Genomic DNA, 24,261 nt, shown 5'->3' on the forward strand with positions numbered 1-24,261 from the left:
CGCCCCGCCCGCGGGCTGGACCGGGCCGGTGCGGGGACCGACGATGCGATCATGGCCAACCCGACCGGCAGCGCGCTGTCCCACCTGGAATGCACCCACTGCGGGCGAACCCACGACGCCGAGGAGCTGCACCGGCTGTGCCCGGACTGCCAGAAGGTGCTGCACCCCCGCTACGACCTCGCGCGGGTCCGCCTGGAGCCCGCCGACCTCGCCGCTCGCGAGCCCTCGATGTGGCGGTACCGGGAGGTGCTGCCGGTTCGCGACGCCGAGCACGTGATCAGCCTCGGCGAGGGGTTCACCCCGCTGCTGACGGCGCCCCGGCTGGGCGCCGCGCTGGACGTCGCCGACCTGCGGATCAAGGACGAGGGGCAGAACCCGACCGGCAGCTTCAAGGCGCGCGGCATGTCCGCGGCGGTCTCCCGGGCGCGCGAGCTGGGCGCGACCGCGGTGGCCGCGCCGTCGGCGGGCAACGCGGGCGGCGCCCTGGCGGCCTACGCGGCGCGGGCGGGGATGACCGCCGGCGTGGTGATGCCCGAGGACTGCCCGCGGATCAACCAGGTCGAGGCCGTGCTCGCGGGGGCCGACACCTGGCTGGTCGAGGGGCTGATCGACGACGCGGGCCGGCTGGTGGCCACCAGCGCCGCGGGGCGCGGCTGGTTCGACCTGTCCACGCTCAAGGAGCCCTACCGGGTGGAGGGCAAGAAGACCCTCGGCTACGAGCTCGCCGAGCAGCTGGGCTGGGAGCTGCCGGACGTGGTGATCTACCCGACCGGCGGCGGCACCGGGTTGGTCGGCATGTGGAAGGCCTTCGCCGAGATGACCGAGCTCGGCTGGATCGGCGCGGAGCGGCCGCGGATGGTCGTGGTGCAGGCCGCGGGCTGCGCGCCGATCGTGCGCGCGCACGACGAGGGCCAGCGGCACGCGCAGCGCTGGCCGGACGCGGCCACCGGCGCCAGCGGGCTGCGGGTGCCCGCGGCCGTCGGCGACTACATGATCCTGGACGCGGTGCGCGCCTCCGGCGGGACCGCGCTGTCGGTCACCGAGGACGAGATGCGGGCGGCGACCGGCGAGATGGCCCGGGTCGAGGGCGTCCACCCGGCCCCGGAAGGGGCGGCGACGCTCGCCGCGCTGCACCGGCTGCGCGCTTCGGGCGAGGTCAGCGGTGCCGACCGGGTCGTGCTGTTCAACACCGGAGCGGGCCAGAAGTACCCGGACTTCGCTCCGGCGGACCCGCCGCGCTTGCCCGCCGACTCGCCCGCCTGGCGGGACGGGCTCTGACCGCGGCACCGGGGGTGCGGGTGCTGAGGCCCGCCATCGGCGCCGCCTCGCCCGAGCCCGGTTCCCGGGCCGCTCCTGGAGCGGGCGCGCCGACCGGCCCCCGTATCCTGGGGCCGTGAGTGACAAGCCCAGCATCCCGAATGTTCTCGCCGGTCGGTACGCCTCCCCCGAGCTGGTCGAGCTGTGGTCGCCGCAGCACAAGATCGTCCTGGAGCGGCGGTTGTGGCTGGCCGTGCTGCGCGCCCAGGCGGACCTCGGCATCGAGGTCCCCGAGCAGGCCCTGGCCGACTACGAGCGGGTGCTGGAGCAGGTCGACCTCGACTCCATCGCCGCGCGCGAGCGGGTCACCCGGCACGACGTGAAGGCCCGCATCGAGGAGTTCAACGCGCTGGCCGGGCACGAGCAGATCCACAAGGGCATGACCTCGCGCGACCTGACCGAGAACGTCGAGCAGCTGCAGGTCCGCCGCAGCCTGGAGCACGTCCGCGACCGCACCGTGGCGGTGCTGGTGCGGCTGGGCAAGCTCGCCGGGGAGAACTCCGAGCTGGTGATGGCCGGCCGCTCGCACAACGTCGCGGCGCAGGCCACCACGCTGGGCAAGCGCTTCGCGACCGCAGCCGACGAGCTGCTGGTCGCCTTCCAGCGCCTGGAGGAGCTGATCACCCGCTACCCGCTGCGGGGCATCAAGGGCCCGGTCGGCACCGGGCAGGACATGCTGGACCTGCTTGGCGGCGACACCGGCCAGCTCGCCGAGCTGGAGCGCCGGGTGGCCGGTCACCTCGGCTTCGGCAGGACGCTGACCAGCGTCGGCCAGGTCTACCCGCGCTCGCTGGACTTCGAGGTGCTCGGCCTGCTGTCCCAGCTGGCCGCCGCCCCGTCCAGCGTGGCCAAGACGATCCGGCTGATGGCCGGGCACGAGCTGGTCACCGAGGGCTTCAAACCCGGCCAGGTCGGCTCCAGCGCCATGCCGCACAAGATGAACACCCGGTCGTGCGAGCGGGTCAACGGCCTGGCGGTGGTGCTGCGCGGCTACCTGTCGATGAGCGGCGAGCTGGCCGGCGACCAGTGGAACGAGGGCGACGTGTCCTGCTCGGTGGTCCGCCGGGTGGCGCTGCCGGACGCGTTCTTCGCCTTCGACGGGCTGCTGGAGACCTTCCTGACCGTGCTCGACGAGTTCGGCGCCTTCCCGGCGGTCGTGGACAAGGAGCTGGACCGCTACCTGCCGTTCCTGGCCACCACCAAGGTGCTGATGGCCGCGGTGCGCGCGGGCGTGGGCCGCGAGGTCGCGCACGAGGCGATCAAGGAGAACGCGGTCGCCGTCGCGCTGGACATGCGGGAGAAGGGCATCGAGCGCAACGACCTGCTGGACCGGCTGGCCGCCGACGAGCGGCTCCCGCTGACCCGCGCGCAGCTCGACGAGCTGCTGGCCGACCGGCTGGCCTTCACCGGCGCGGCGTCCGCGCAGGTCGGCGACGTGGTCGCCGCGGTGGAGGAGGTCGCCGCCCGCTACCCGGAGGCCGCGGCCTACGCGCCCAGCGACATCCTCTGACGCCGCCGGTCGGGGCCCGGAGCGGGAGGACCACCTCGGGTTCCGCTGCGGGCCCCGCCGGGCGAGGTGCCGGAGCGGCCCTCAGCCCCAGTGGGCGTCGAAGAAGTCGACCTCGCACCTGGTGGCCCGCTGGAACAGGCGCAGGCAGCGGGCCCGCTCCTGCTCGTCGAGGTCCGCCCCGACGCGGTCGAGCTCGGCGCGCAGCCAACCGACCCACTCCTCGAAGTCGGGGTTGGCGTGCAGCTCGATCCACTCGGCGTGCACGAAGCTCCCCGGCTTCGACGGGGCGCGCTTGGCCCAGTCCAGGTAGGTCCACTCGGCCACGGTGAGCACGGTGAGGATCTCGGCGTAGCTGCCGCCGTCCCGCGTCTCGCGCATCAGGTCGCGGAAGGCGACCGTCGCCGGGTCCAGCACCGGGTCGACCCGGTCGGCCTCGGCGACTCCCAGCGCGTCGAAGGACCGCTGGAAGTAGGTGTTCTCCTCGCTGGTGACCACCGCGATGCTGCCCGCCAGCGCCAGACGCGACGCGTAGCGGTCGGCCCCGGCCACGGCGGCGCCGAGCAGCGCCAGGAAGTCGTCCACGAACTGGTAGTCCTGCACCAGGTAGGAGCGCATCCGCTCGTCGGGGATCGACCCGTCGAACAGGGCGTCGGTGAACGGGTGCCGCACGACGGCGGTCCAGTCGGGTTCGCTCCGCTCGCGGAGCTGATCGCTGAAGCTATCCGGGGGTGTCGCTGCCACGTGTCCTCCTCCTCGACGGGCGGCCCCATCCCACCACGTGCGCCCGCCCGATCGGCGGTGGGAGAGAATCCGGCACGTGGTTGCACTCTCGGATTACCCCCAGATCGCGGCAGGCAAGGTCCGCCAGCTGCACGCCGTGGACGACGAACACCTGCTGCTGGTGGCGTCCGACCGCATCTCGGCCTACGACCACGTGCTGGACACGCCCATCCCGGACAAGGGGCGCGTGCTCACCGCGATGAGCGTGTTCTGGTTCGAGCTGCTGGCGGACCTGCTGCCCAACCACCTGGTCGCGCACGACGACCCGCGCATCCCCGACGAGGTCCGGGGTCGCGCGCTGCTGGTGAAGCGGCTGGAGATGGTGCAGGTCGAGTGCGTCGCGCGCGGCTACCTGACCGGTTCCGGGCTGCTGGACTACCAGCGCACCGGCGCGGTCTGCGGGGTGGCGCTGCCGGACGGCCTGGTCGAGGCCTCCCGCCTGCCCGAGCCGATCTTCACCCCGGCCACCAAGGCCGCCATCGGCGAGCACGACGAGAACGTGAGCTTCGAGGCCGTGGCCGCCCAGGAGGGGCAGGAGCGGGCCGCCGAGCTGCGCGACCTCACGCTGCGGATCTACGCCCGCGCGGCCGAGCACGCCCGCGAGCGCGGCGTGATCCTGGCCGACACCAAGTTCGAGTTCGGCCTGGGCTCGGACGGTTCGCTGGTGCTGGCCGACGAGGTGCTCACCCCGGACTCCTCGCGCTACTGGCCCGCCGACCAGCACCGGGAGGGCGAGGTGCAGCCGAGCTTCGACAAGCAGTTCGTCCGCAACTGGCTGACCTCGCCGGAGTCCGGCTGGGACCGCGCTTCCGACGCCCCGCCGCCCGCGTTGCCGGACGAGATCGTGCGGGCCACCCGGGACCGCTACGTCGAGGCCTACGAGCGCATCACCGGCCGCGACTTCGCCGCCTGGCCCGGCTGAGCGGGCAGGTCGGCCGGGCCGCCACCCACCACATCGGGGCACGGGGCGGCGTGTCCGGGATGCGCTGATCCTCCGGGTTCCGGAGGGTTGGGGCGTGGAGATTCGACCGGATTGCGTTCGCGGGACACCTGGCGGTCAGGTGTCGGTCATCCTGATCAGTCCCAATGAGGCGACGTGAGCACTCCGCTGGTGGTCTCGTTGTCCGGTCTGCGGAACCCGGTCCTGGACCGCTGCGCGGACTTCGCGGCCGAGCTGGACGGCCGCGGCGTCCCGCTCTCGCTGCTGATCGCGCCGCGCGCCGGCGACCTCGACGAGCGCGCCCGGCGCTCGCCGGTGCTGAGCTGGGTCGCCGACCGGCTGAGCGGACGGGACTCGGTGAGCCTGCACGGCTTCGTGCGCCACTCGCCCGGCCTCCGCTCGCGGCTGGCGCCCGCCTCCGGGCTGCCCGCGCACGAAGCCGGGCTGCGCCTGGTCGCGGCCTCGGCGGTGCTGGAGCAGGCAGGGTTGCGCGCCGAGACCTTCGTGCCGCCGCGCTGGCTGGCCTCGCCGGGAACGGTGCAGGCCGCGCAGCGCCGCGGCTTCGCGGTGTGCGCCGACGCGATGGCGGTGCGCGAGCTGAGCACCGGCGAGGTGCACCGCTCCCGGATCCGGGTGCTGGGCCCCGGCGAGGTCGCCGAGCCCTGGTGGTGCCGGGCCCTGGTCACCGGGGCCGGGCGCGCCGCTCGCCGCGGCCGGGCGGTCCGCCTGGCGGTCGACGCCGAGCTGCTGGCCAAGCCGGCCGCGCGCAGGGCGATCCTGGACGCCATCGACCTGGCCAGGGACAACGGCGCCGAACCGGCGACCTACGCCGCCTTCGCCCGTCCTCGCCCGGAGCGGATCCCGGCGCCCCGGATCCCCCCGGAGGCGCACTGACCGAGCGCTGCGGCTCCTAGACCGAAGCGGGCGACCCCGGGGTGAGCACCTCGACCGCGGTGTCCCGCGGCTTGAGCTGGTCGAACATCCGGTAGTGCAGCTGGGGCACGGACAGCACCGCTTCGTGGATCGGCACCGCCGCGCGGGGCGAGACCGCGCGCAGGAAGTCGACGGCCTCGGAGAGCTTGAGCCACGGCGCCCCGGTGGGCAGGCCGAGCACGTCGATCTGCTGGTCGGGCACGTAGAACGAGTCGCCGGGGTGGTAGAAGGCGCCGTGCTCGACGACGTAGCCGAGGTTGTCGACCACCGGGATGTCCGGGTGGATGACCTCGTGCGCCCCGCCGACCACGTTGACCGCCGCGCCGCCCAGCTCGAGGGCGTCGCCGGGGTTGGCCGTGGTCGCGGTCAGCCCCCGCTCGGCCACGTCGGCGGCCGAGCCGGGATCGACGACCAGCTGCGCGCCGGGGTTGTTCTCCAGCAGCGCGGGCAGCCGGTCCAGGTCGAGGTGGTCGAAGTGCTGGTGGGTGATCAGCACGGCGTCGAGGTCGCGCACGTCCTCGAAACCGCTGGCGAAGCCGCCGGGATCGAGCAGCAGCCTGGCCGATCCGGTCTCCAGCAGCACGCACGAATGTCCGAAGTGGGTGATCTGCACGGCGGTCCCTCCCTGATGAGCGTCCCCGACCACCCTGCCACCGAACCCGAGCGGCGGCGGGCCCGCGCCACCCCTCCTGGTTCCCCGGTCAGCTCAACCGGACCGCGGTCGCGATCGGCTGCGGGGTGCCGCCCCCGATCCTGGCGCGGATCTCGTACTGCCCGGGCGGCACGTCGGCGATGGTGGCCGGAGCCGGTGCGGTGGCGACGGCGGCCGGTGCGGCGATGCCGGTCAGGGCCAGCCCGGCGATGGCGGCGCCGGCGAGCGCGTCGGTGGAGCTGCGCATGTCGAAATCCCCGCAGTTCCGCGGTGTTGGGCGCTGCCGCCCTCCCGCGCTCCGCGAGACGCTCCGGGGGTCGGGAGGTCCGCACCCCTGCGCTGTGGGTGACCGGCGTCACTGAATCGTGGGTGAGCCACACCGCACCTGCGGCCCCTGCCGCGGAGGACGAACGCGCAGCTCAGTTACGCTTCGCGGGTACTGCTGGCCATCCGCCGGGGACCGGCGGATCTGCACGGAATCCGGGAGCAGCGCCCGTGGCCCGAGTCGTAGTCGACGTCATGCCGAAGCAGGAGATCCTCGACCCGCAGGGTCAGGCGGTGGCCAACGCCCTGCCTCGACTCGGGTTCGACGGCATCACCGAAGTCCGCCAGGGGAAGCGGTTCGAGTTGGAGGTCGGCGACGACGTCGACGACGCGACGCTCGAACGCATCGCCGAGACCCTGCTGGCCAACCCCGTGATCGAGGACTTCGCCGTGCGCCGGGTGGACGCATGAGCGCCAAGATCGGAATCATCACCTTCCCCGGAACCCTCGACGACGTCGACGCCGCGCGCGCCGTGCGGCGGTCCGGCGGCGAGGCGGTCGCCCTCTGGCACGCCGACCACGACCTCAAGGGCGTGGACGCGGTGATCGTCCCGGGCGGCTTCTCCTACGGCGACTACCTGCGCTGCGGCGCGATCGCCAAGTTCGCCCCGGTGATGACCGAGGTCATCACGGCCGCGGGCAAGGGCATGCCGGTGCTCGGCGTGTGCAACGGCTTCCAGATCCTGTGCGAGTCCGGCCTGCTGCCGGGCGTGCTGACCCGCAACGCCGGGCTGCACTACGTGTGCCGGGACCAGTGGCTGAAGGTGGAGAACAACACCAGCGCCTGGACCACCCGCTACGACGCCGGGGCCGAGCTGCTCATCCCGATCAAGCACGGCGAGGGCAACTACATGGCCGACGCGGCGGTCCTCGACGAGCTGGAGGGCGAGGGCCGCGTGCTGTTCCGCTACGCGGGCGAGAACCCGAACGGGTCGCAGCGCGACATCGCGGGCATCACCGACGCGAAGGGCCGGGTCGCGGGCATGATGCCGCACCCGGAGCACGCGATCGACCCGCTGACCGGGCCCACCGACGACGGCCTCGGCATGTTCCTGTCCGCTCTGGATGCACTGGTGGCAGCGTGACCGACAAGATCGACAGCGTCGAGACGGCGAAGTCCACGCCGGAGCTCGACCAGCCCTACGCCGAGCTCGGGCTCAAGGACGACGAGTACCAGCGCATCCGGGAGATCCTGGGGCGCAGGCCCACCGAGGCCGAGCTGGCCATGTACTCGGTGATGTGGAGCGAGCACTGCTCCTACAAGTCCTCCAAGGTGCACCTGAAGTACTTCGGGGAGACCACCACCGAGGAGATGCAGTCCAAGATGCTGGCGGGCATCGGCGAGAACGCCGGTGTGGTCGACATCGGCGACGGCTGGGCGGTGACCTTCAAGCTGGAGAGCCACAACCACCCGTCCTACGTCGAGCCGCACCAGGGCGCGGCCACCGGTGTCGGCGGCATCGTCCGCGACATCATGGCCATGGGCGCCCGCCCGGTCGCGGTCGCCGACCCGCTGCGCTTCGGCCCGGCCGACGCTCCGGACACCAAGCGGGTGCTGCCCGGCGTGGTGGAAGGCGTGGGCAGCTACGGCAACTGCCTGGGCCTGCCGAACATCGGCGGCGAGGTCGTCTTCGACGAGACCTACGCGGGCAACCCGCTGGTCAACGCGATGTGCGTGGGCGTGATGAAGGCCGACGACCTGCACCTCGCGCACGCCTCCGGCGCCGGGAACAAGATCATCCTGTTCGGCGCCCGCACCGGTCTGGACGGCATCGGCGGCGTGTCCGTGCTGGCCTCGGAGACCTTCGACGGCGAGGAGTCCGGCGCGGGGCGCAAGAAGCTGCCCAGCGTCCAGGTCGGCGACCCGTTCGCCGAGAAGGTGCTCATCGAGTGCTGCCTGGACCTGTACCACTCCGGCCTGGTCGTGGGCATCCAGGACCTGGGCGGAGCGGGCCTGTCCTGCGCCACCTCCGAGCTGGCCGCGGCCGGCGACGGCGGCATGCGGGTGAACCTGGACCGGGTGCCGCTGCGCGCCACCGGCATGAACGCCGCGGAGATCCTCTCCAGCGAGTCGCAGGAGCGGATGTGCGCCGTGGTGGAGCCGTCCAAGGTCGACGACTTCATGCGGGTCTGCCGCAAGTGGGACGTCGAGGCCAGCGTGATCGGTGAGGTCACCGACGGCGACAACCTGGAGATCTACTGGTCCGACGAGCTGGTCGTCGACGTGCCGCCGCGCACCGTGGCCCACCACGGCCCGGTCTACGAGCGGCCGGTCGAGCGGCCCGCCGAGCAGGACCTGGTGGCCGCGGACAACGCGAACACCCTGCCCCGCCCGTCCACCCCGGACGAGCTGCGGGAGACCGTGCTGAAGATGGCGGCCTCGCCGAACCTGGCCTCCCGCGCCTGGGTGACCGACCAGTACGACCGCTACGTGCGGGGCAACACCGTGCTGGCCCAGCCCTCCGACGGCGGCGTGCTGCGCATCGACGAGGAGACCGGGCGCGGCATCGCGGTCTCCACCGACTGCAACGCCCGCTACGCCAGGCTGGACCCCTACACCGGTGCGCAGCTGGCGCTGGCCGAGGCCTACCGCAACGTGGCCACCACGGGCGCCTCGCCGATGGCGGTCACCAACTGCCTGAACTTCGGCTCGCCGGAGGACCCGGGCGTGATGTGGCAGTTCCAGCAGGCGGTGCGCGGCCTGGCCGACGGGTGCGCCGAGCTGGGCATCCCGGTCACCGGCGGCAACGTCAGCTTCTACAACCAGACCGGCAGCCAGGCGATCCTGCCGACCCCGGTCGTGGGCGTGCTGGGCACCATCGACGACGTCACCCGCCGCATCCCCACCGGCATCGGCGGCGAGGAGGGCGAGACGCTGATCCTGCTGGGCGAGACCCGCGAGGAGTTCGGCGGCTCGGAGTGGTCCCGCGTGGTGCACGACCACCTCGGCGGCACGCCGCCGCAGGTGGACCTGGCCCGGGAGAAGCTGCTGGCCGAGGTGATCCTGGCCGGTTCGCGCGACGGCATGATCTCCGCCGCGCACGACCTCTCCGAGGGCGGCCTGGCGCAGGCGCTGGTGGAGACGGCCCTGATCGGCGAGTGCGGCGCCCGCGTCGTGCTGCCCGAGGGCGCGGACCCGTTCGTGGCGCTGTTCTCCGAGTCGGCCGGTCGCGTGCTGGTGGCGGTGCCGCGCAGCGAGGAGCTGCGGTTCACCGACATGTGCAGCGCTCGCGGTCTGCCGTGGGCCAAGGTCGGCGTGGCCGACGCGGGCTCGGACGCCCTGGACATCCAGGACGTCGCCGAGATCCCGCTGGCCGAGCTCGGGGAGGCCTGGGAAGGCACCCTGCCCGCGCTGTTCGGCTGAACCGAGGATCCCGGGGCGCCGTCGACCGACCGGTCGGCGGCGCCCTTTCGCGTCCGCGGGTGCTCTGGTGGGACGCGCACCCGCTCTCGGGGACGCGAATTTGGGGCCCATCCACCGAACTCGATCGCGTTGTGTGCTGAATAACGACCCGATTTACCCCGAAAGGGTGGTCGCATTTGACCGGTACGTGGCGTTGCCGTGTTAACTTCTGAGCGGATCGAACGATCGGTCGCTTTCGCTGGTGAAAGCGGTATCGCGCCGATTCGCGAGATCGCGCAACCTCTGGGGGAGGGGTGGGCGTCCAGCATCCGCGGGGGCGTTTCGGGAGCGCGGACGGTAGCGCGCTCCCGGTGCGGGTAACCCCGTCGGCCGTCACGGTTCGCTGAACATTCCTCCGGGTGCCGCAGTTGATGTTCGACCGAAGGAGTCATCCGGTCGTATGCTCCGAGTCGACGGCCCCTGGCGAACGACGTACTAGTGCGACAGACGAGTGGAGGGCGCTCTGGCATGACTGGCTGGACCGCGCCGGTGTCCAGCGCGCACGCGGTGACCGCCGAGGTGAGCCAAGCAGACCGCCGGCGCTTCGCCGCGGTGTGGGCGCAGGCCCTGATGGGCACCAGTTACGTCCCGATGACCAGCGCCGAGGTCGAGGGCAAGCTCTGCGGGTACACCGACCGCCTCGTCGACGCGCTCCTCGGCGAGCCCTTCGACGCCTCCCCCGCCCGCTCGGTCGGCGTGGACCTGGTGGGCGTGCACTTCACCAGCGCCGAATCCCTCGCCCGCACCGTCGAGATGATCGGCGACGAGATCCTCGACGTGCTGCACCTGGCCGACGATCCGGTGTGGCGCGGCCGGGTGGCCGCCCTGCAGGGCGCGCTGTGCTCCGGGTTCGTGCAGGCCTCCCGCAAGCGCACCCTCGACGAGCAGGAGGCGATCCGGCAGGCCGTGCTGGACGCCAGGGACGCCGCCGAGCAGGCCCTGCGCACCAGCGAGGCCCGGTTCCGCGCGATCTTCGCGGAAGCGGCCATCGGCATCGGCATCGGCGACATGGGCGGCCGGATCCTGGAGGTCAACGAGTCGCTGAGCCGGATCATGGGCCGACCCGCCGAGGAGCTCCGGCGGATGCAGGTCGGCGACATGATGCACCCGGACGACCCGGACTCGACCTGGCAGCTCTACGAGGAGCTGATCCGCGGCGAGCGCGACCACTTCCGGGTGGAGAAGCAGTACCTGCAGCCCAGCGGTCAGACCGTGTGGACCGAGCTGTTCGTCTCGCTGATCCGCGACGAGGACGGCAGGCCGCTGTACCAGGTGGCGCTGATCGAGGACGTCACCGACCGCCGCGAGCTGCAGGAGCGCCTCCGCCACCAGGCGATGCACGATCCGCTGACCACGCTGCCCAACCGGGCGCTGTTCCTGGAGCGGCTCTCCGCCGTGCTGGAGCGGCAGTGCCCCGACGAGCGGATCGCGCTGTGCTACATGGACCTCGACGGGTTCAAGGTCATCAACGACAGCCTCGGGCACCACGTGGGCGACGGCCTGCTGGCCGCGGTCGCCGAGCGGCTGGCCGCCGTCGTGCACGGCGACGACCGGCTCGTCGCCCGGATGGGCGGCGACGAGTTCGTCATCCTGCTGGAGCACTCGCAGGGCACCGAGCAGGCCGTCGAGGTCGCGGACAAGGTGCTGGCCGCGATGTCCGACCCGGTCCGGGTCGACGGGCACGAGCTGACCGTCGGAGCCAGCGTCGGCATCGTCGAGCGGCCGGTCGCCGGCCAGACCGCGGCGGAGCTCATGCGCGACGCCGACGTGACGCTGTACTGGGCCAAGGCGGGCGGCAAGGGGCACTGGGCGCTGTTCGACCCGGAGCGCAACGCCTCCGAGGTTGCCCGGATGCACCTGTCGGCGGGCATGGCCGCCGCGCTGGAGCACGACGAGTTCTACGTGGACTACCAGCCTCTGATCGGGCTGCGGGACGACCGGGTGGTCGGTGCCGAGGCGCTGGTGCGCTGGTGGCACCCCGAGCTCGGCAGGCTCGGGCCGGACAAGTTCATCGGGCTGGCCGAGGAGACCGGGCTGATCGTTCCGCTGGGCCGGTGGGTGCTGCGCCGCGCCTGCCAGCAGGCCCGGCGGTGGCAGGACCGGTTCGGCGACGCGGCCCCGTTCGTCAGCGTGAACCTGGCGGTGCGCCAGTCCCGGGACCCGAACCTGGTCTCCGACGTGGCCGCGATCCTGGCGGAGACGGGTCTGGAACCGCACCGGCTGCAGCTGGAGCTCACCGAGAGCGCGATCATGGACACCGCGGACGAACCGCTGGCCGCGCTGCGCGCGCTGTGGCGGATGGGCGTGCGCATCGCCATCGACGACTTCGGCACCGGGTACTCCAACCTCGCCTACCTGCGGCACCTTCCGGTGCACGAGCTCAAGGTGGCCGGCTCGTTCATGGAGGGGCTGCGGGATCCCGACCAGGCCGACCCGGTGGACTCCCGGATCGTCCGCACGCTGGTCGACCTCGCGCACACCCTCGGGCTGACCGTCACCGCCGAGGGCGTGGAGACCCACGCCCAGGCGCGCCGCGTCGCCGAGCTCGGCTGCGAGACCGGTCAGGGCTACCTCTACGCCCGCCCCGGGAGCCCGGAAGCCGCCACCGACTACATCGCCCAGCACCTCGACTGAGTCCGGGAAACCGGAGGGCGGTCATCGGCCGCGTCGCGACTTCTGCTCCCTGGTCCTGCCGCCGTAGAGCACCGCGGCCGAGTTGACCAGGGCGAGGTGGCTGAAGGCCTGCGGGAAGTTGCCGGTGAAGCTCCCGAGCTCGGCGTCGTACTCCTCGGCGAGCAGGCCCACGTCGTTGGCCAGCTCGACCAGCTCGGCGAACATCCGCTCCGCCTCGTCCCGGCGCCCGGCGTAGGCCAGCGCGTCGACCATCCAGAACGAGCAGGCCAGGAACGCCCCCTCGCGGCCGGCGAGGCCGTCGACCGAGTGCGTCGACTCGCTCGTGCTGTAGCGGTCCACCAGGACCCCGCGCTGCAGCTCGCGCTCGATCACCTCGACGGTGCTGCGCACCCGCTCGTCCTCGCCGGGCAGGAAGCCGACCGCGGGCAGCAGCAGGGTGGCCGCGTCCAGCGCCTCGCCGCCGTAGAACTGGGTGAACGCGCCGATCTCCGGGTTCCAGGCGTGCTCCAGGACCTCCGCGTGCACCGCCTCGCGCAGCTCGCGCCAGCGCTCCACCGGACCGGGCAGGCCGTCCTCCTCGGCGGCGCGCACCGCGCGGTCGAAGGCCACCCAGACCATCACCCGGGAGTGGGTGAAGTGCCGGTCCGGGCCGCGCACCTCCCAGAGCCCGCGGTCGGGCTGCTGCCAGATCCGCTCCAGGTGGCGCAGCATCCCGCGCTGCAGCGCCCAGGAGTCCTCGCTCTCCGGCAGCCCGCGCTCCCTGGCCAGGTGCAGGGCGTCCATCACCTCCCCGTAGACGTCGAGCTGGGTCTGCCGGTAGGCGGCGTTGCCGACGCGCACCGGGCCGTTGTCCCGGTACCCGGCCAGCCAGTCGACCTCCCACTCGACCAGGTGACGCTCGCCGCCCACGCCGTACATGATCTGCAGGTCGGCGGGGTCCCCGGCCACCGCGCGCAGCAGCCAGCGGCGCCAGGCCACGGCCTCCGAGGTGCAGCCGAAGTCGTCCAGCGCGAGCAGCACGAGGGTGGCGTCGCGCAGCCAGCAGTACCGGTAGTCCCAGTTGCGGTCGCCCGGGATCGCCTCGGGCAGCGAGGTGGTGGGCGCGGCGACGATCCCGCCGGTGGGCGAGTAGATCAGCGCCTTGAGCGTGGTCAGCGAGCGGCGGACCGCGGGCGCGTGCGGGCCCTCGTAGTCGATCTTGCCGGACCAGTCCAGCCAGTAGTCCTCGCACTCCCGCAGCTCCTGCAGCGGGGCCATCGGCCGGGGCAGGTCGTCGGGGTCGCTGGCCCACTGCATGACCCAGGACATCCGCTGCCCGGCCGACAGGTGGGCGGTCAGCTCGTGCGCCCGCTCGTTCGGGCTGCGGTGCGGCAGCTCGTCGCCGCGCAGCACGATGGTGTGCGGACCGGCGATGGCCAGGATGAACTCGTCGAGCACCGGCTCGTCGGCGCGCACCCGGCGCACCCACGGCACCGAGTCGGCGTAGGCGAACCGCACCACCCAGCGCATCTCCAGCTCGACCTCGCCCTTGAGGCACTCGGCGACGCGCACCACGCACGGCTGGTCGTCCTGGTTGATCTCGTGCGGCGGCATGAAATCGGTCAGCCGCAGCACGCCGTGCTCGGTGTGGAAGTCGGTCTCCAGCACCATCGACCCGTCCCGGTACCGGCGGCGCACCTCGTGCGCGCCGGCCGGGGCGATCTTCCAGTGCCCGTCCTCGCCGTCGCCCAGCAGCCGGGAGAAGCAGGAGGCCGAGTCGAACCGGGGCAGGCACAACCAGTCGATCGACCCGTCCCGGCCGACCAGTGCGGCCGTCCGCAGATCGGACAGCAGCGCGTAGTCCTCGATCTTGCTCGCCACGGGGCCGACCCTAGGCTCCGCGGCCGCCCGCCGCCCAGTGCCGGGAGCCGTTCGGGGCGGGTTCGCGAAACGGACCGGTAGCGATCAGCCCCGGTCTCGGGCGGTTCGGGCGAGCACCGCGTTCGGGATGACCGCCTGGATCGCCTCGTGGAGGTTGAGCCCCAGGTCCAGCCCGTCCAGGACGTCGGGCAGCCAGTTGCCCGGCACGCGGCGGAAGCCCGGCCAGTCCTCCGGCACCCGCTGCTCCGAGGTGCACGCGGGCACCAGCCTGCTGCCGTCGGACATCTCCGCGGAGTAGACCATCCGGTCGTCCTCCTCGGGGGCGTAGAGCAGCAGCTCGGCGTCGAGGACCGCGGGCGGCAGGTCGTCCTCGGCGCGCTGGCCCGCGGCGATCTCGACGAGCACCCGCTCCAGCTGGTTGGTCGGTTCGAGCGGGTTCGCCGTCATCTCCGAGGGCACGTACTGGTCGTTGCGCTGGAAGTCCTCGTCGATCTCGCCGTCGGCGTCGATGCGGTAGGCGCCCACGATGCCCTCCGGGGGGACGTCGCCGTCCTCGGCCGCATAACCCGGATCGGCGATGTAGAGCCAGCTGTTCGGGTTCTGCCGGGCGTGCTCGCGCATCTGCTCGGTGATCGGCGGGGCGGGGTCGGGCTGTGCCATGCGGTTCGGGCTCCGTCTGCTTTCGTCGCGGGCGCGCGGCCGTCCGGCCGGGCGCGTCCGGAGAGGATCCCACGGATCGCCGACCGGGCCGATCCGGCGGTGAACTGCGCGACACGCACCCACTTTCCGAGGTGCCGTTTTCGGCGAGTCCGGGGGAGACTGGAGCTTCGACCGTCGGGGAGGGGAGCACCGATGATCGGTCAGCGGGAAGCGTTGCGGATGTTCGGGTGCGAGGTGTTCGACCCGGCGGGGCATCGGGTGGGAATGGTCGGTCAGCTGTTCCTCGACGACGACACCGACCAACCGGCCTGGATAACCGTCCAAACAGGACTGTTCGGCACCAACGAGAGCTTCGTCCCGCTGGACGGCGCCGCCTTCGACGGCGACACGCTGACCGTCGCGGTCGGCAAGGACGCGGTGCGCCAGGCGCCGCGGATCGATCTCGAGCAGGGCGACCTGCCGCTGGAGGGCGAGCGCGCGCTCTACCGCTACTACGGCATGACGCACGGCGCGGCGGACGGCCCCGCCGATGGTGCCGACGAGTCCGAGTACGTCGAATCGGTGCGGCTGCGGTTGCGGCGCTGGGTCGCCGCCACCCGATAGGTCGTAGTCCGCCCAAGCACGTTCCGTTACTGTCTCCGAGCCCCGCCAGGTCTGGGAAAACTGGTTCCGCGGGGTCCGGCCGGGGGCTTGCGCGACCCCCTGTTTTAGCTGCTCATTACCGGTAGCTCGGGGTTAATTGGGAACGCGTTCACCCCGATGTCCGATTGGTTGGCGCAAAATCGCCAACGTCGCCCAGAAGAGTGGGCTCACTGGTTACGTTCCGCTCCGGAATCTCCGCTCGGCCCCACCCGAGCGGAACCGTTGAAGGAGGGGAACGCATGAGGAAGCTGCTCTTCGGCACCGGGGCAGGGGTCGCCGCAGCCGCGCTCGTGCTCGCCGGAGCTCCCGCCGGCGCGCAACCGCAGGAGAACCTGGCCCCGCTGGCCATGCACCCGGAGGGTGCGTCCACCGCGGGGACGCAGGACGTCTACATCGTCAACCTCAAGGACGGCATCGCCCCGAAGGGCGTCGCCGAGGAGCTGGGCGTGCAGGCCCGGCACACCTACACCGCCTCGATCAACGGCTTCTCCGCGAAGCTGAACGCCGACCAGCTCGAATCGGTCCGCGAGAGCGACAAGGTCGAGAACGTCTCGCAGACCTACCACGTCGAGGTCGAGCCGGGCGCCAAGCCGTCGGCCGCCGGTTCGTGGGGGCTGGACCGGCTGGACCAGCCGCAGCTGCCGCTGGACGACAGCTACTCGCCCGCGGGCACCGGTCAGGGCGTGACCGCGTACGTCATCGACACCGGCATCGACCCGTCGCACCCGGACTTCGAGGGCCGCGCGAAGGTCGGCTTCGACGCCACCGGTGGCGACGGCATCGACAAGCACGGTCACGGCACCCACGTCGCGGGCACCATCGGCTCCAAGACCTACGGCGTCGCCAAGCAGGCGAACCTGGTCGGCGTCCGCGTGCTCGACGACCAGGGCAGCGGCACCACCGAGCAGGTCGTCGGCGGCATCGACTGGGTCGCGCAGAACCACCAGGGCCCGTCGGTGGCCAACATGTCGCTGGGCGGTCCGAAGGACCCGGCCATCGACGAGGCCGCGACCAGCCTGGTCAACAGCGGCGTCTTCCTCGCCGTGGCCGCGGGCAACGAGGGCCAGGACGCGGCCAACGTCTCCCCGGCCAGCGCCGAGGGCGTGTTCACCACGGCCGCGTCGGACCAGAACGACGGGTCGGCCTCGTTCACCAACTTCGGCGAGACCGTCGAGGGCTACGCGCCCGGCGTGGACATCGTCTCCACCGTTCCCGGCGGTGGCAGCGAGGCGATGAGCGGCACCTCGATGGCCAGCCCGCACGTGGCCGGCGTCGGCGCGCTGCACCTGGCCGCCAACCCGGACGCCGCCCCGGCGGACGTGATCTCCGCGCTGCAGGGCCAGGCGTCCACCGGCGTGATCACCAACGCGCCGCAGGGCACCATCGCCGACCTGCTGCAGATCGGCGACCTCTGATCGACTGATCGGGAATCGTGATCGCGGGCCCTTCCCGACCTGGGGAGGGCCCGCGACGCTTCTCGACTGCTGCGAACGGGGGAAACCGGACTCGGCCGAACGGGCGCAATCGGAAAGCGGAGGCGCCTCGTCCCGCGAAAGGCTGTTCCTGCGGTCGACTCCGGTGGATACGTTGCCAACAAACAGGGGGAGTCCCGTGTCCACCGCGGAACCGATTCGGTTCCGCCGGGGCACATCGAGGAGGGGTGTGCCGTGATGCCCGGATACACCGAGGAACTGACCCAGTCGGCGCCGGAGGTCCCCGAGCCGGGAGAAGCGCCCGTCGCCGAGTCGGTCGGCCAGCGGGCGGTGCAGGCGCAGGTCGCCTCCGTCGCGCGCGCCGCGCGGGCGGGCGACGGCGGCGTGCTGCAGGTCGTGCACGGCGCCAAGCGCGTGGGCTGGGCGGCATACGAGCTGCAGGCCAGCGCCACGCACCTGGTGCAGGGCGTGGCCAAACCGCCGTACGTGCAGACCGGAACGCTGGACTCCCTGGAATCGCGCAAGCTCGCCGAAGGCGTGCGCTACCAGGTGCTCTACGACCGGTCGGCGCTGGCCAGGCCGCCGCAGCTGGACATCACCACCAAGCTCGTCGCGATGGGCGAGCAGGCCAGGGTGATCCACGTGGCGCCGACGAAGCTGATCATGGTGGACAACGAGATCGCGCTGCTGCCGCTGACGGTCACCGAGACCTCGGTGGAGAGCGCGGTGGTCGTGCGCAGCTCGGCGATGCTGGCCGCCGTCGCCCGCATCTTCGACGACCTGTGGCGCTACGCCGCGCCGTTCACCGCCAACCAGGACCTGGACGGCAACGAGCTGGGGCCCACCGAGGAGGAGCGGTGGATCCTGTCGCTGCTGGCCTCCGGGGCGACCGACGACACCATCGGCAGGCTGATGGGCTTCAGCGCCCGCACCGCGCACCGCCGCGTCCGCGAGCTCATCTCCCGCCTCGGCGTGGAAACCCGCTTCCAAGCGGGGATGCAGGCCGTCAAGCTCGGCTGGCTCTGAGGCGCGCTTCGCTCATCAGGAGCCCGGCGAGCGCGCCCCGGAAGCGCACGGCCGCCGCACCTCCCGAGCGCGCCTTCGTAGGCTGTGCGCATGAGCTCCCGCCGTGCTGTTGATCCCGCTGAGGTGCGCGCCGCGGTGAGCGCGGTGCGCGAGTGGCTCGACGACGGGCCGAAGCCCGGGCGCCGCGAGCTGGCCGCCGCGGTGCGGCTGAGCCTGCGCACCCTGGAGCAGGTGGCCCCCGGCAGCAGCGTCGAGGTGCGGGTGCCGCCGTTCGCCGCCGTGCAGTGCGTCGAGGGCCCGCGGCACACCCGCGGCACCCCGCCGAACGTGGTGGAGACCGATCCGCGCACCTGGCTGCTGCTGGCCACCGGCAGGACCACCTGGGACGACGCCGTTGCGGCCGGGGTGCTCACCGCCTCCGGGAGCCGCGCCGACGTCTCGCAGTGGCTGCCGCTGGTCCGGGTGTGACGTGCTCCGCACCGCCGGTGATGAGATGGCCGACACGCTGCGGCCCTGGTCCCCGCAGGTTTCGCGCGTCTTACACTGAGGTGTAACTCCGGCTCCGTCCTTCAGGGAGTTCTCGGTGCTCACCGACCGGCCGGCTGACCCCGGCACGACCACGGATCTGCCCTTCCCCACCGTGGGCGCTCAAGCAGACGCCCTCGAACGCGACGTCCCGCGAGAGGAGTGCGGGGTGTTCGGCGTCTGGGCGCCAGGTGAAGAAGTCGCCAAGCTGACCTTCTACGGGCTCTACGCGCTCCAGCACCGCGGCCAGGAAGCCGCCGGGATCGCCGTCGGCGACAGCTCCCAGGTGCTGGTCTACAAGGACCTCGGCCTGGTCAACCAGGTGTTCAGCGAGCAGACGCTGGCCTCGTTGCGCGGCCACGTCGCCATCGGGCACTGCCGCTACTCCACCACCGGCGGCGGGACCTGGGAGAACGCCCAGCCGACCTTCCGCACCAACGACGCGGGCCGCGGGTTGGCCGTGGGCCACAACGGCAACCTGGTCAACGTCACCGAGCTCGCCGAGCGGGTGAACGAGCAGGAGGGCAGGCTGGCCAACGCCTCCGCCCCCGCCGACGGCTGCGACCGCGCCACCAACGACTCCGACCTGGTCACCGCGCTGCTGGCGGCCAAGGCCGTGGACAAGAGCGTGGAAGAGGCCGCGATGGAGCTCTTCCCGACCGTGCGCGGCGGGTTCTCCATGGTCTTCTGCGACGAGGACACCCTCTACGCGGTGCGCGACCCGCAGGGCGTGCGGCCGCTGGTGCTCGGCCGCCTGGAGCGCGGCTGGGTCGTGGCCAGCGAGACCGCGGGCCTGGACATCGTCGGCGCGAGCTTCGTGCGCGAGGTCGAGCCCGGCGAGCTGCTGGCCATCGACGCCGAAGGGCTGCGCTCCCAGCCCTTCGCCAGCCCCAAGCCCAAGGGCTGCGTGTTCGAGTACGTCTACCTGGCCCGCCCGGACACCACGATCTCCGGCCGCTCGGTGCACAGCACCCGCGTCGAGATCGGGCGCAGGCTGGCCAAGGAGCACCCGGTGGACGCCGACCTGGTCATCCCGGTGCCGGAGTCGGGCACCCCGGCCGCGATCGGCTACGCCCAGGCCTCCGGCATCCCGTACGGCAACGGCCTGGTGAAGAACTCCTACGTGGGCCGCACCTTCATCCAGCCCTCGCAGACCATCCGCCAGCTGGGCATCCGGCTCAAGCTCAACCCGCTGCGCGAGGTCATCCGGGGCAAGCGGCTGGTCGTCGTCGACGACTCGATCGTGCGCGGCAACACCCAGCGGGCCCTGGTGCGGATGCTGCGCGAGGCGGGTGCGGTCGAGGTGCACGTGCGCATCGCCTCGCCGCCGGTGAAGTGGCCGTGCTTCTACGGCATCGACTTCGCCTCCCGCGCCGAGCTGATCGCCAACGGGCTGGACTCCGACGGGGTCCGCCGCTCGGTGGGCGCCGACAGCCTCGGCCACGTGTCCCTGGACGGCCTGATCGCCGCCACCGAGCAGCCGAGCTCGCGGCTGTGCGCGGCGTGCTTCGACGGCGAGTACCCCATCCCGCTGCCCGAGGAGGAGCGGCTGGGCAAGTACCTGCTGGAAGGCGTCGAAGCCGGTGTGGCCGGCCCCGCCGAGCCGGTGCTGCCCAGCGGCTATGGTGCGGCGGACGCGCTGCAGCGGCCCTGACCACCCATCCCGCCGGCAGCGCCGCCCGGCCAAACCGACCAACGCATCAGATGTGGAGCCCAGTCGTGTCCGAAGACCTGCTCGCAGGGTCTGACCAGACCGAGACCCCGAAGGCCACCTACGCCGAAGCGGGCGTGAGCATCGAGGCCGGTGACGAAGCGGTCGACAAGATCCGCCCGTGGGCCGAGCGCGCGACCCGGCCCGAGGTGCTCGGCTCCCTCGGCGGGTTCGCCGGGTTGTTCCAGCTCAAGCTGGACCGCTGGAAGGAGCCCGTGCTGGCCTCCTCCACCGACGGGGTCGGCACCAAGCTCGCCGTCGCGCAGGCGGTGGACAAGCACGACACCGTCGGCATCGACCTGGTCGCCATGGTCGTGGACGACCTCGTGGTGGCCGGTGCCGAGCCGATGTTCCTGCAGGACTACATCGCCGTCGGCAAGGTCGAGCCGGACCGGATCGCCGACCTGGTCAAGGGCGTCTCCGAGGGGTGCGTGCAGGCCGGCTGCGCGCTGCTGGGCGGGGAGACCGCCGAGCACCCGGGCATGATGGCGCCCGGCGAGTACGACATCTCCGCCACCGGCGTCGGCGTCGTCGAGGCCGACGCGATGCTCGGGCCGGACAAGGTCCGCGCCGGCGACGTGGTGATCGCGATGGGTGCCTCCGGCCTGCACTCCAACGGCTACTCGCTGGCCCGCCACGTGCTGCTGGACATCGCCAGGATGCCGCTGGACGGCCACGTCGAGGAGTTCGGCCGGACCCTGGGCGAGGAGCTGCTGGAACCCACCCGGATCTACGCCAAGGACTGCCTCGCGCTGGCCGCCGAGACCGAGGTGCGGACCTTCGCGCACGTCACCGGCGGCGGGCTCGCGCAGAACCTGTCCCGGGTCATCCCGGCCGGGCTCATCGCCGAGCTGGACCGCGGCACCTGGACCCCGGACCCGGTGTTCCGGCTGATCGCCCAGCGCGGCCGGGTCGAGGTCGCCGAGATGGAGAAGACCTTCAACATGGGCGTCGGCATGGTCGCGGTGGTCACCGCCGAGGACGTGGACCGCGCCCTGGCGGTGCTGACCGCCCGGCACGTGCCCGCGTGGGTCCTCGGCGAGGTCGCCAAGTCCTCGGGCGAGGAGGGCTCCGAGGAGGAGCGCGTCGTGCTGCGCGGCGATCACCCGCGGTTCTGAGTGATCGACACGATCGAGTGATCAGGGGCGGGAATCCTTCCCGCCCCTGACTCGTTGTTCCGGGTGCCGGCGTTGTGCGCGTGCCCCCGGGCTCCAACTATCGCCTGCTGGGAATACCGCTCGGCTGGAGCCCAGCAGCGCCACCCGCCGAGAGGCGGCCCGCACAGCGCCGGCTTTGACGTCTTCGCGGACTCGACCCGCTCGGCCCGCGGACGGCGGAATCGCGGATCTCGCTCAGTCCCCGCGGCGTCGTGCGCGTTCTCGCCCGCGGCTTTCGAGAACCCGCGGCGATGCCCGGTCACCGGGGTGGTTCTCCCCTCGCGGCTTCGCCGCTCGCGCTCGGCCGTCGCCTTCCCTCGCGCTGCGGCGGGTTTCCGCGCTCGGAGACGCGAACACACACGAGTGGCGTTGCCGGTCGGCAACGCCACTCGTGTCATGCTCTGGCCGCTCACATATCGGGTGAACGAACGACTTGCGGACGCACCTTGCCATCGAGCGGACAGCTCGAACCGCCGATCTCGGTGGAGGAGTGCGTCAGCGCCGACCGTAGTCGTAGTCGTCGTACCCGTCGTCGTACGAGTCGTCGCGGTCCTGGTCGGACCACTCGCCGGACTCCGAGGACGACAGCTCGCGCTGCAACGCCTCGATGTCCATGTCCGGGGAACTGTACTTAAGCTCGCGGGCCACCTTCGTCTGCTTGGCCTTAGCCCGGCCGCGCCCCATGGCTCGACCCCCTCGCACAGGGTGTGCGGGGCGGACAGGGGAAAGTCGGCCCCGCATGATCTCGACAACGTTTCCTGTAACTACCGTACCGTGCCGAGGCGGTTGAACGCGACGTGGTGCCCGCAGTTGTGCGTCGTGTCTTGGGTGACGTGGCACTCGTCCTCCCGGAGCAGGGGCGGAGGCGGTTCGGCGGGTTCGCGAGTCGGGCTCTTCACCGCGTGGTCGACATGACACCATGCTCGCTGTGCCAGAGTCCTTCGTCGCCTACCTGCGGGTGTATGAGCCGCTGTCGTCGTTCGAGCAGCCGTTGCGGGACGAGCTGAGCGCCGCGCTGGAGGAGGGGCCGGTGGACCCCTTCGAGGCGGGGCGCTGGGAGCAGGACCAGTGGCTGCGCAGCCAGCTCGCCGCGCCGCCCCGGCTGCTGCCCGGCGAGACCGCGGACGGCGAGGAGAAGCGCGCCGTCGGCGTGCTCGCGCTCGATCCCGAGGAGGTGCCCACCGGCCCGGCCGCCTCCGTCGGCCCGGGGCCGCTGGTGTGCCCGCTGGACGTGCGCGGGCGCGCCGCCGCCGCGCTCGTCGGCTTCCTCGGCGACTCCGACGTCCCGCTGCGCACCGCGGCGCTGCAGGTGCCCGCGGAGACCGCCAAGAGCCGCGCGAGCAAGGTCATCACCGAGACCGCGGACAGCGCGGTGCACGTGCTCTCGTCGACCTGGACCGTCCCGCTGCCGTGGTTCGTGGTGGTCGACCCGGAGGAGCGCTGCGTGTTCTCCGAGCCGGGTCGCCGCCGGGTGTGCTGGCGGGTGGCGATGGCCGACGCGCGGCGCAGGGTCGCGCGCGCCCACTCGGTCGCCCAGCAGTCCCTCGGGGACGAGGGGCCGACCAAGATCCTCGACGAGACCGGCAAGTGGCTGGAGCGGTTCCACCCGCACAGCGCGGTCGAGCTGGACTACGGCGGGCTGGTCAAGCTGATGACCGAGTCCGACCTCGACGTGGACACCTCGGCCGAGGACGTGCACGCCATCGTCGACGCCATGGAGGCGGGCGACGCCGAGGAGGTCGGCGAGCGCTACGAGCAGCTCCGCGACTTCTGGGCGGAGTTCGCCTCGCGCGAGCGGCACAACTGACCGGGCACCTCCCCGGGGCCGGTCAGGGGCGGCAGCGGATCTCGGCGTTGAGGACGCCGAACCAGCCGTCGGGCGCGTCCCGCCAGGCGTGCCAGGCGGTGGCGAGCTCCGCCAGCTCCTCCGGGGTGGTCAACCCGTAGGAGACGGCCTGCTCGGCAAAGGCGGACTCGCGGATCCGGTCGGCCCACAGGTCGCCCCACCACGCGCGCTCCTCGGGCGTGGCGAAGGTCCACGCCGAGCCGGTGCAGGAGACCTCGGCGAAGCCCGCCCGCATCGCCCAGCCCTTGAGGTGCTTGCCGCCGTCCGGGAAGGCCCGGTTCGCCCGCGCCACCGACCGGTAGAGCTCCAGCCACCGGTCCAGGCCGGGGATGTCCGGGGACCAGCGCATGCCGCCGTAGTCGGCGTCGCGGGCGGCCACCACGCCGCCCGGCCTGCAGACCCGGCGCATCTCGCGCAGCGCGGCAACCGGGTCGGTGAGGTGCTGCAGCACCTGGTGGGCGTGCACGACGTCGAAGGAGTCGTCGGCGTGCGGCAGCGCGTAGACGTCCGCCTCGGCGAACTCCGCGTTGCGCACGCCCCGCTCGGCCGCGTTCGCGCGGGCGATCTCCAGCGGGTCGGCGGCGTTGTCCACTCCGAGCACCGGACCGGGGGCGACGAGCTCGGCGAAGTCGAGCGTGATGGTGCCCGGGCCGCAGCCGATGTCCAGCACGCGGACGCCCGGTTCGAGATCGTCGAGCAGGTAGGCGGCCGAGTTCCGCGCGGTCCGCCAGGTGTGCGAGCGCAGCACGCTCTCGTGGTGCCCGTGGGTGTAGGTGTCCGGTTGCGCGCCCATCTCCGACCTTCCCAATATGTGGAAAATCCGTACCAGATTTTGAGCGTAGCTGTCCGGACGGTGCTTGAGAAGCGCGCGTCTTCCATCAGGAGTCCCCGCTCGCCGCGCGAACGGG

At 72.4% G+C, this 24,261-nt stretch carries 22 protein-coding genes; 15 read left to right on the forward strand and 7 right to left on the reverse strand.

Annotated elements, in window-relative coordinates:
• Positions 1–51: 51 nt before the first annotated feature.
• Entirely contained in the window at positions 52–1,278 is a 1,227-nt protein-coding gene (locus ACFQRI_RS24995) for a threonine synthase (protein WP_380672690.1), read from the forward strand.
• A gap of 115 nt (positions 1,279–1,393) precedes the next feature.
• Positions 1,394–2,827 carry an adenylosuccinate lyase gene (gene purB, locus ACFQRI_RS25000; protein WP_380672692.1) on the forward strand — a complete coding sequence of 478 codons (1,434 nt, stop codon included), beginning with the start codon at positions 1,394–1,396 and terminating at the stop codon, positions 2,825–2,827.
• An 81-nt stretch (positions 2,828–2,908) separates the two neighbouring features.
• Here the strand turns inward: purB and ACFQRI_RS25005 are convergent, their stop codons facing one another.
• The gene (locus ACFQRI_RS25005) at positions 2,909–3,568 is read right to left on the reverse strand and encodes a TenA family protein (RefSeq protein ID WP_380672693.1); all 660 of its coding nucleotides are present in this window, start codon (positions 3,566–3,568) and stop codon (positions 2,909–2,911) included.
• 76 nt (positions 3,569–3,644) lie between these two features.
• On the opposite strand from ACFQRI_RS25005, the gene ACFQRI_RS25010 reads away from it, so the two are divergent.
• Positions 3,645–4,529, forward strand: coding sequence for a phosphoribosylaminoimidazolesuccinocarboxamide synthase (locus tag ACFQRI_RS25010; protein WP_380672695.1), 885 nt, complete (start codon positions 3,645–3,647; stop codon positions 4,527–4,529).
• 174 nt (positions 4,530–4,703) lie between these two features.
• Entirely contained in the window at positions 4,704–5,441 is a 738-nt protein-coding gene (locus tag ACFQRI_RS25015) for a DUF2334 domain-containing protein (protein WP_380672697.1), read from the forward strand.
• Positions 5,442–5,457: 16 nt separating this feature from the next.
• On the opposite strand, the gene ACFQRI_RS25020 is transcribed toward ACFQRI_RS25015, so the two are convergent.
• Both ACFQRI_RS25020 and ACFQRI_RS25025 read right to left on the reverse strand, forming a co-directional pair.
• On the reverse strand, positions 5,458–6,093 hold the full coding sequence (locus tag ACFQRI_RS25020; RefSeq protein ID WP_380672699.1) for an MBL fold metallo-hydrolase: 636 nt from the start codon (positions 6,091–6,093) through the stop codon (positions 5,458–5,460).
• Positions 6,094–6,181: 88 nt separating this feature from the next.
• On the reverse strand, positions 6,182–6,379 hold the full coding sequence (locus ACFQRI_RS25025) for a hypothetical protein (RefSeq protein WP_380672701.1): 198 nt from the start codon (positions 6,377–6,379) through the stop codon (positions 6,182–6,184).
• A gap of 248 nt (positions 6,380–6,627) precedes the next feature.
• On the opposite strand from ACFQRI_RS25025, the gene purS reads away from it, so the two are divergent.
• The 4 genes from purS to ACFQRI_RS25045 all read left to right on the forward strand — a co-directional run bounded on the left by purS (position 6,628) and on the right by ACFQRI_RS25045 (position 12,493).
• Positions 6,628–6,867 (forward strand): phosphoribosylformylglycinamidine synthase subunit PurS, encoded by a 240-nt coding sequence (gene purS, locus ACFQRI_RS25030; RefSeq protein ID WP_380672703.1) that lies wholly within the window; start codon positions 6,628–6,630, stop codon positions 6,865–6,867.
• Positions 6,864–7,541, forward strand: coding sequence for a phosphoribosylformylglycinamidine synthase subunit PurQ (gene purQ, locus ACFQRI_RS25035; RefSeq protein ID WP_380672705.1), 678 nt, complete (start codon positions 6,864–6,866; stop codon positions 7,539–7,541). Before purS ends, purQ begins: the two co-directional genes overlap by 4 nt.
• Positions 7,538–9,820 carry a phosphoribosylformylglycinamidine synthase subunit PurL gene (purL, locus tag ACFQRI_RS25040; protein ID WP_380672707.1) on the forward strand — a complete coding sequence of 761 codons (2,283 nt, stop codon included), beginning with the start codon at positions 7,538–7,540 and terminating at the stop codon, positions 9,818–9,820. Before purQ ends, purL begins: the two co-directional genes overlap by 4 nt.
• Before the next feature lie 507 nt (positions 9,821–10,327).
• Complete coding sequence (locus ACFQRI_RS25045) at positions 10,328–12,493, forward strand: putative bifunctional diguanylate cyclase/phosphodiesterase (RefSeq protein ID WP_380672709.1); 2,166 nt, start codon at positions 10,328–10,330, stop codon at positions 12,491–12,493.
• A 21-nt stretch (positions 12,494–12,514) separates the two neighbouring features.
• Here ACFQRI_RS25045 and ACFQRI_RS25050 read toward each other — a convergent pair whose 3' ends face one another.
• Both ACFQRI_RS25050 and ACFQRI_RS25055 read right to left on the reverse strand, forming a co-directional pair.
• Positions 12,515–14,353 carry a glycoside hydrolase family 15 protein gene (locus ACFQRI_RS25050; RefSeq protein WP_380672711.1) on the reverse strand — a complete coding sequence of 613 codons (1,839 nt, stop codon included), beginning with the start codon at positions 14,351–14,353 and terminating at the stop codon, positions 12,515–12,517.
• An 84-nt stretch (positions 14,354–14,437) separates the two neighbouring features.
• Positions 14,438–15,013 carry a type VII secretion system-associated protein gene (locus ACFQRI_RS25055; RefSeq protein WP_380672713.1) on the reverse strand — a complete coding sequence of 192 codons (576 nt, stop codon included), beginning with the start codon at positions 15,011–15,013 and terminating at the stop codon, positions 14,438–14,440.
• A gap of 192 nt (positions 15,014–15,205) precedes the next feature.
• Between ACFQRI_RS25055 and ACFQRI_RS25060 the strand changes: the two genes are divergently transcribed.
• The 6 genes from ACFQRI_RS25060 (at position 15,206) to purM (ending at position 21,468) form a co-directional block, all read left to right on the forward strand.
• Entirely contained in the window at positions 15,206–15,616 is a 411-nt protein-coding gene (locus ACFQRI_RS25060; RefSeq protein WP_380672715.1) for a PRC-barrel domain-containing protein, read from the forward strand.
• Positions 15,617–15,894: 278 nt separating this feature from the next.
• A complete protein-coding gene (locus ACFQRI_RS25065; protein ID WP_380672717.1) occupies positions 15,895–17,070 on the forward strand; it encodes a S8 family peptidase in 1,176 nt (391 codons plus the stop codon).
• A gap of 255 nt (positions 17,071–17,325) precedes the next feature.
• Complete coding sequence (locus ACFQRI_RS25070; RefSeq protein WP_380672719.1) at positions 17,326–18,114, forward strand: helix-turn-helix transcriptional regulator; 789 nt, start codon at positions 17,326–17,328, stop codon at positions 18,112–18,114.
• Between the two features lie 90 nt (positions 18,115–18,204).
• Positions 18,205–18,582 (forward strand): sterol carrier family protein, encoded by a 378-nt coding sequence (locus tag ACFQRI_RS25075; RefSeq protein WP_380672721.1) that lies wholly within the window; start codon positions 18,205–18,207, stop codon positions 18,580–18,582.
• A gap of 172 nt (positions 18,583–18,754) precedes the next feature.
• The gene (purF, locus tag ACFQRI_RS25080; protein ID WP_380672784.1) at positions 18,755–20,293 is read left to right on the forward strand and encodes an amidophosphoribosyltransferase; all 1,539 of its coding nucleotides are present in this window, start codon (positions 18,755–18,757) and stop codon (positions 20,291–20,293) included.
• A gap of 50 nt (positions 20,294–20,343) precedes the next feature.
• Entirely contained in the window at positions 20,344–21,468 is a 1,125-nt protein-coding gene (purM, locus tag ACFQRI_RS25085; protein ID WP_380672723.1) for a phosphoribosylformylglycinamidine cyclo-ligase, read from the forward strand.
• A gap of 534 nt (positions 21,469–22,002) precedes the next feature.
• On the opposite strand, the gene ACFQRI_RS25090 is transcribed toward purM, so the two are convergent.
• Positions 22,003–22,191 (reverse strand): DUF3073 domain-containing protein, encoded by a 189-nt coding sequence (locus ACFQRI_RS25090; RefSeq protein ID WP_380672725.1) that lies wholly within the window; start codon positions 22,189–22,191, stop codon positions 22,003–22,005.
• A 244-nt stretch (positions 22,192–22,435) separates the two neighbouring features.
• Between ACFQRI_RS25090 and ACFQRI_RS25095 the strand changes: the two genes are divergently transcribed.
• On the forward strand, positions 22,436–23,314 hold the full coding sequence (locus tag ACFQRI_RS25095) for a DUF8083 family protein (protein WP_380672727.1): 879 nt from the start codon (positions 22,436–22,438) through the stop codon (positions 23,312–23,314).
• A gap of 22 nt (positions 23,315–23,336) precedes the next feature.
• On the opposite strand, the gene ACFQRI_RS25100 is transcribed toward ACFQRI_RS25095, so the two are convergent.
• The gene (locus ACFQRI_RS25100; protein WP_380672729.1) at positions 23,337–24,146 is read right to left on the reverse strand and encodes a class I SAM-dependent methyltransferase; all 810 of its coding nucleotides are present in this window, start codon (positions 24,144–24,146) and stop codon (positions 23,337–23,339) included.
• Positions 24,147–24,261 lie beyond the last annotated feature (115 nt).

Origin of the sequence: Saccharopolyspora griseoalba, assembly GCF_042665275.1 — a bacterium.
In the GTDB taxonomy this organism is placed as follows: domain Bacteria; phylum Actinomycetota; class Actinomycetes; order Mycobacteriales; family Pseudonocardiaceae; genus Saccharopolyspora; species Saccharopolyspora griseoalba.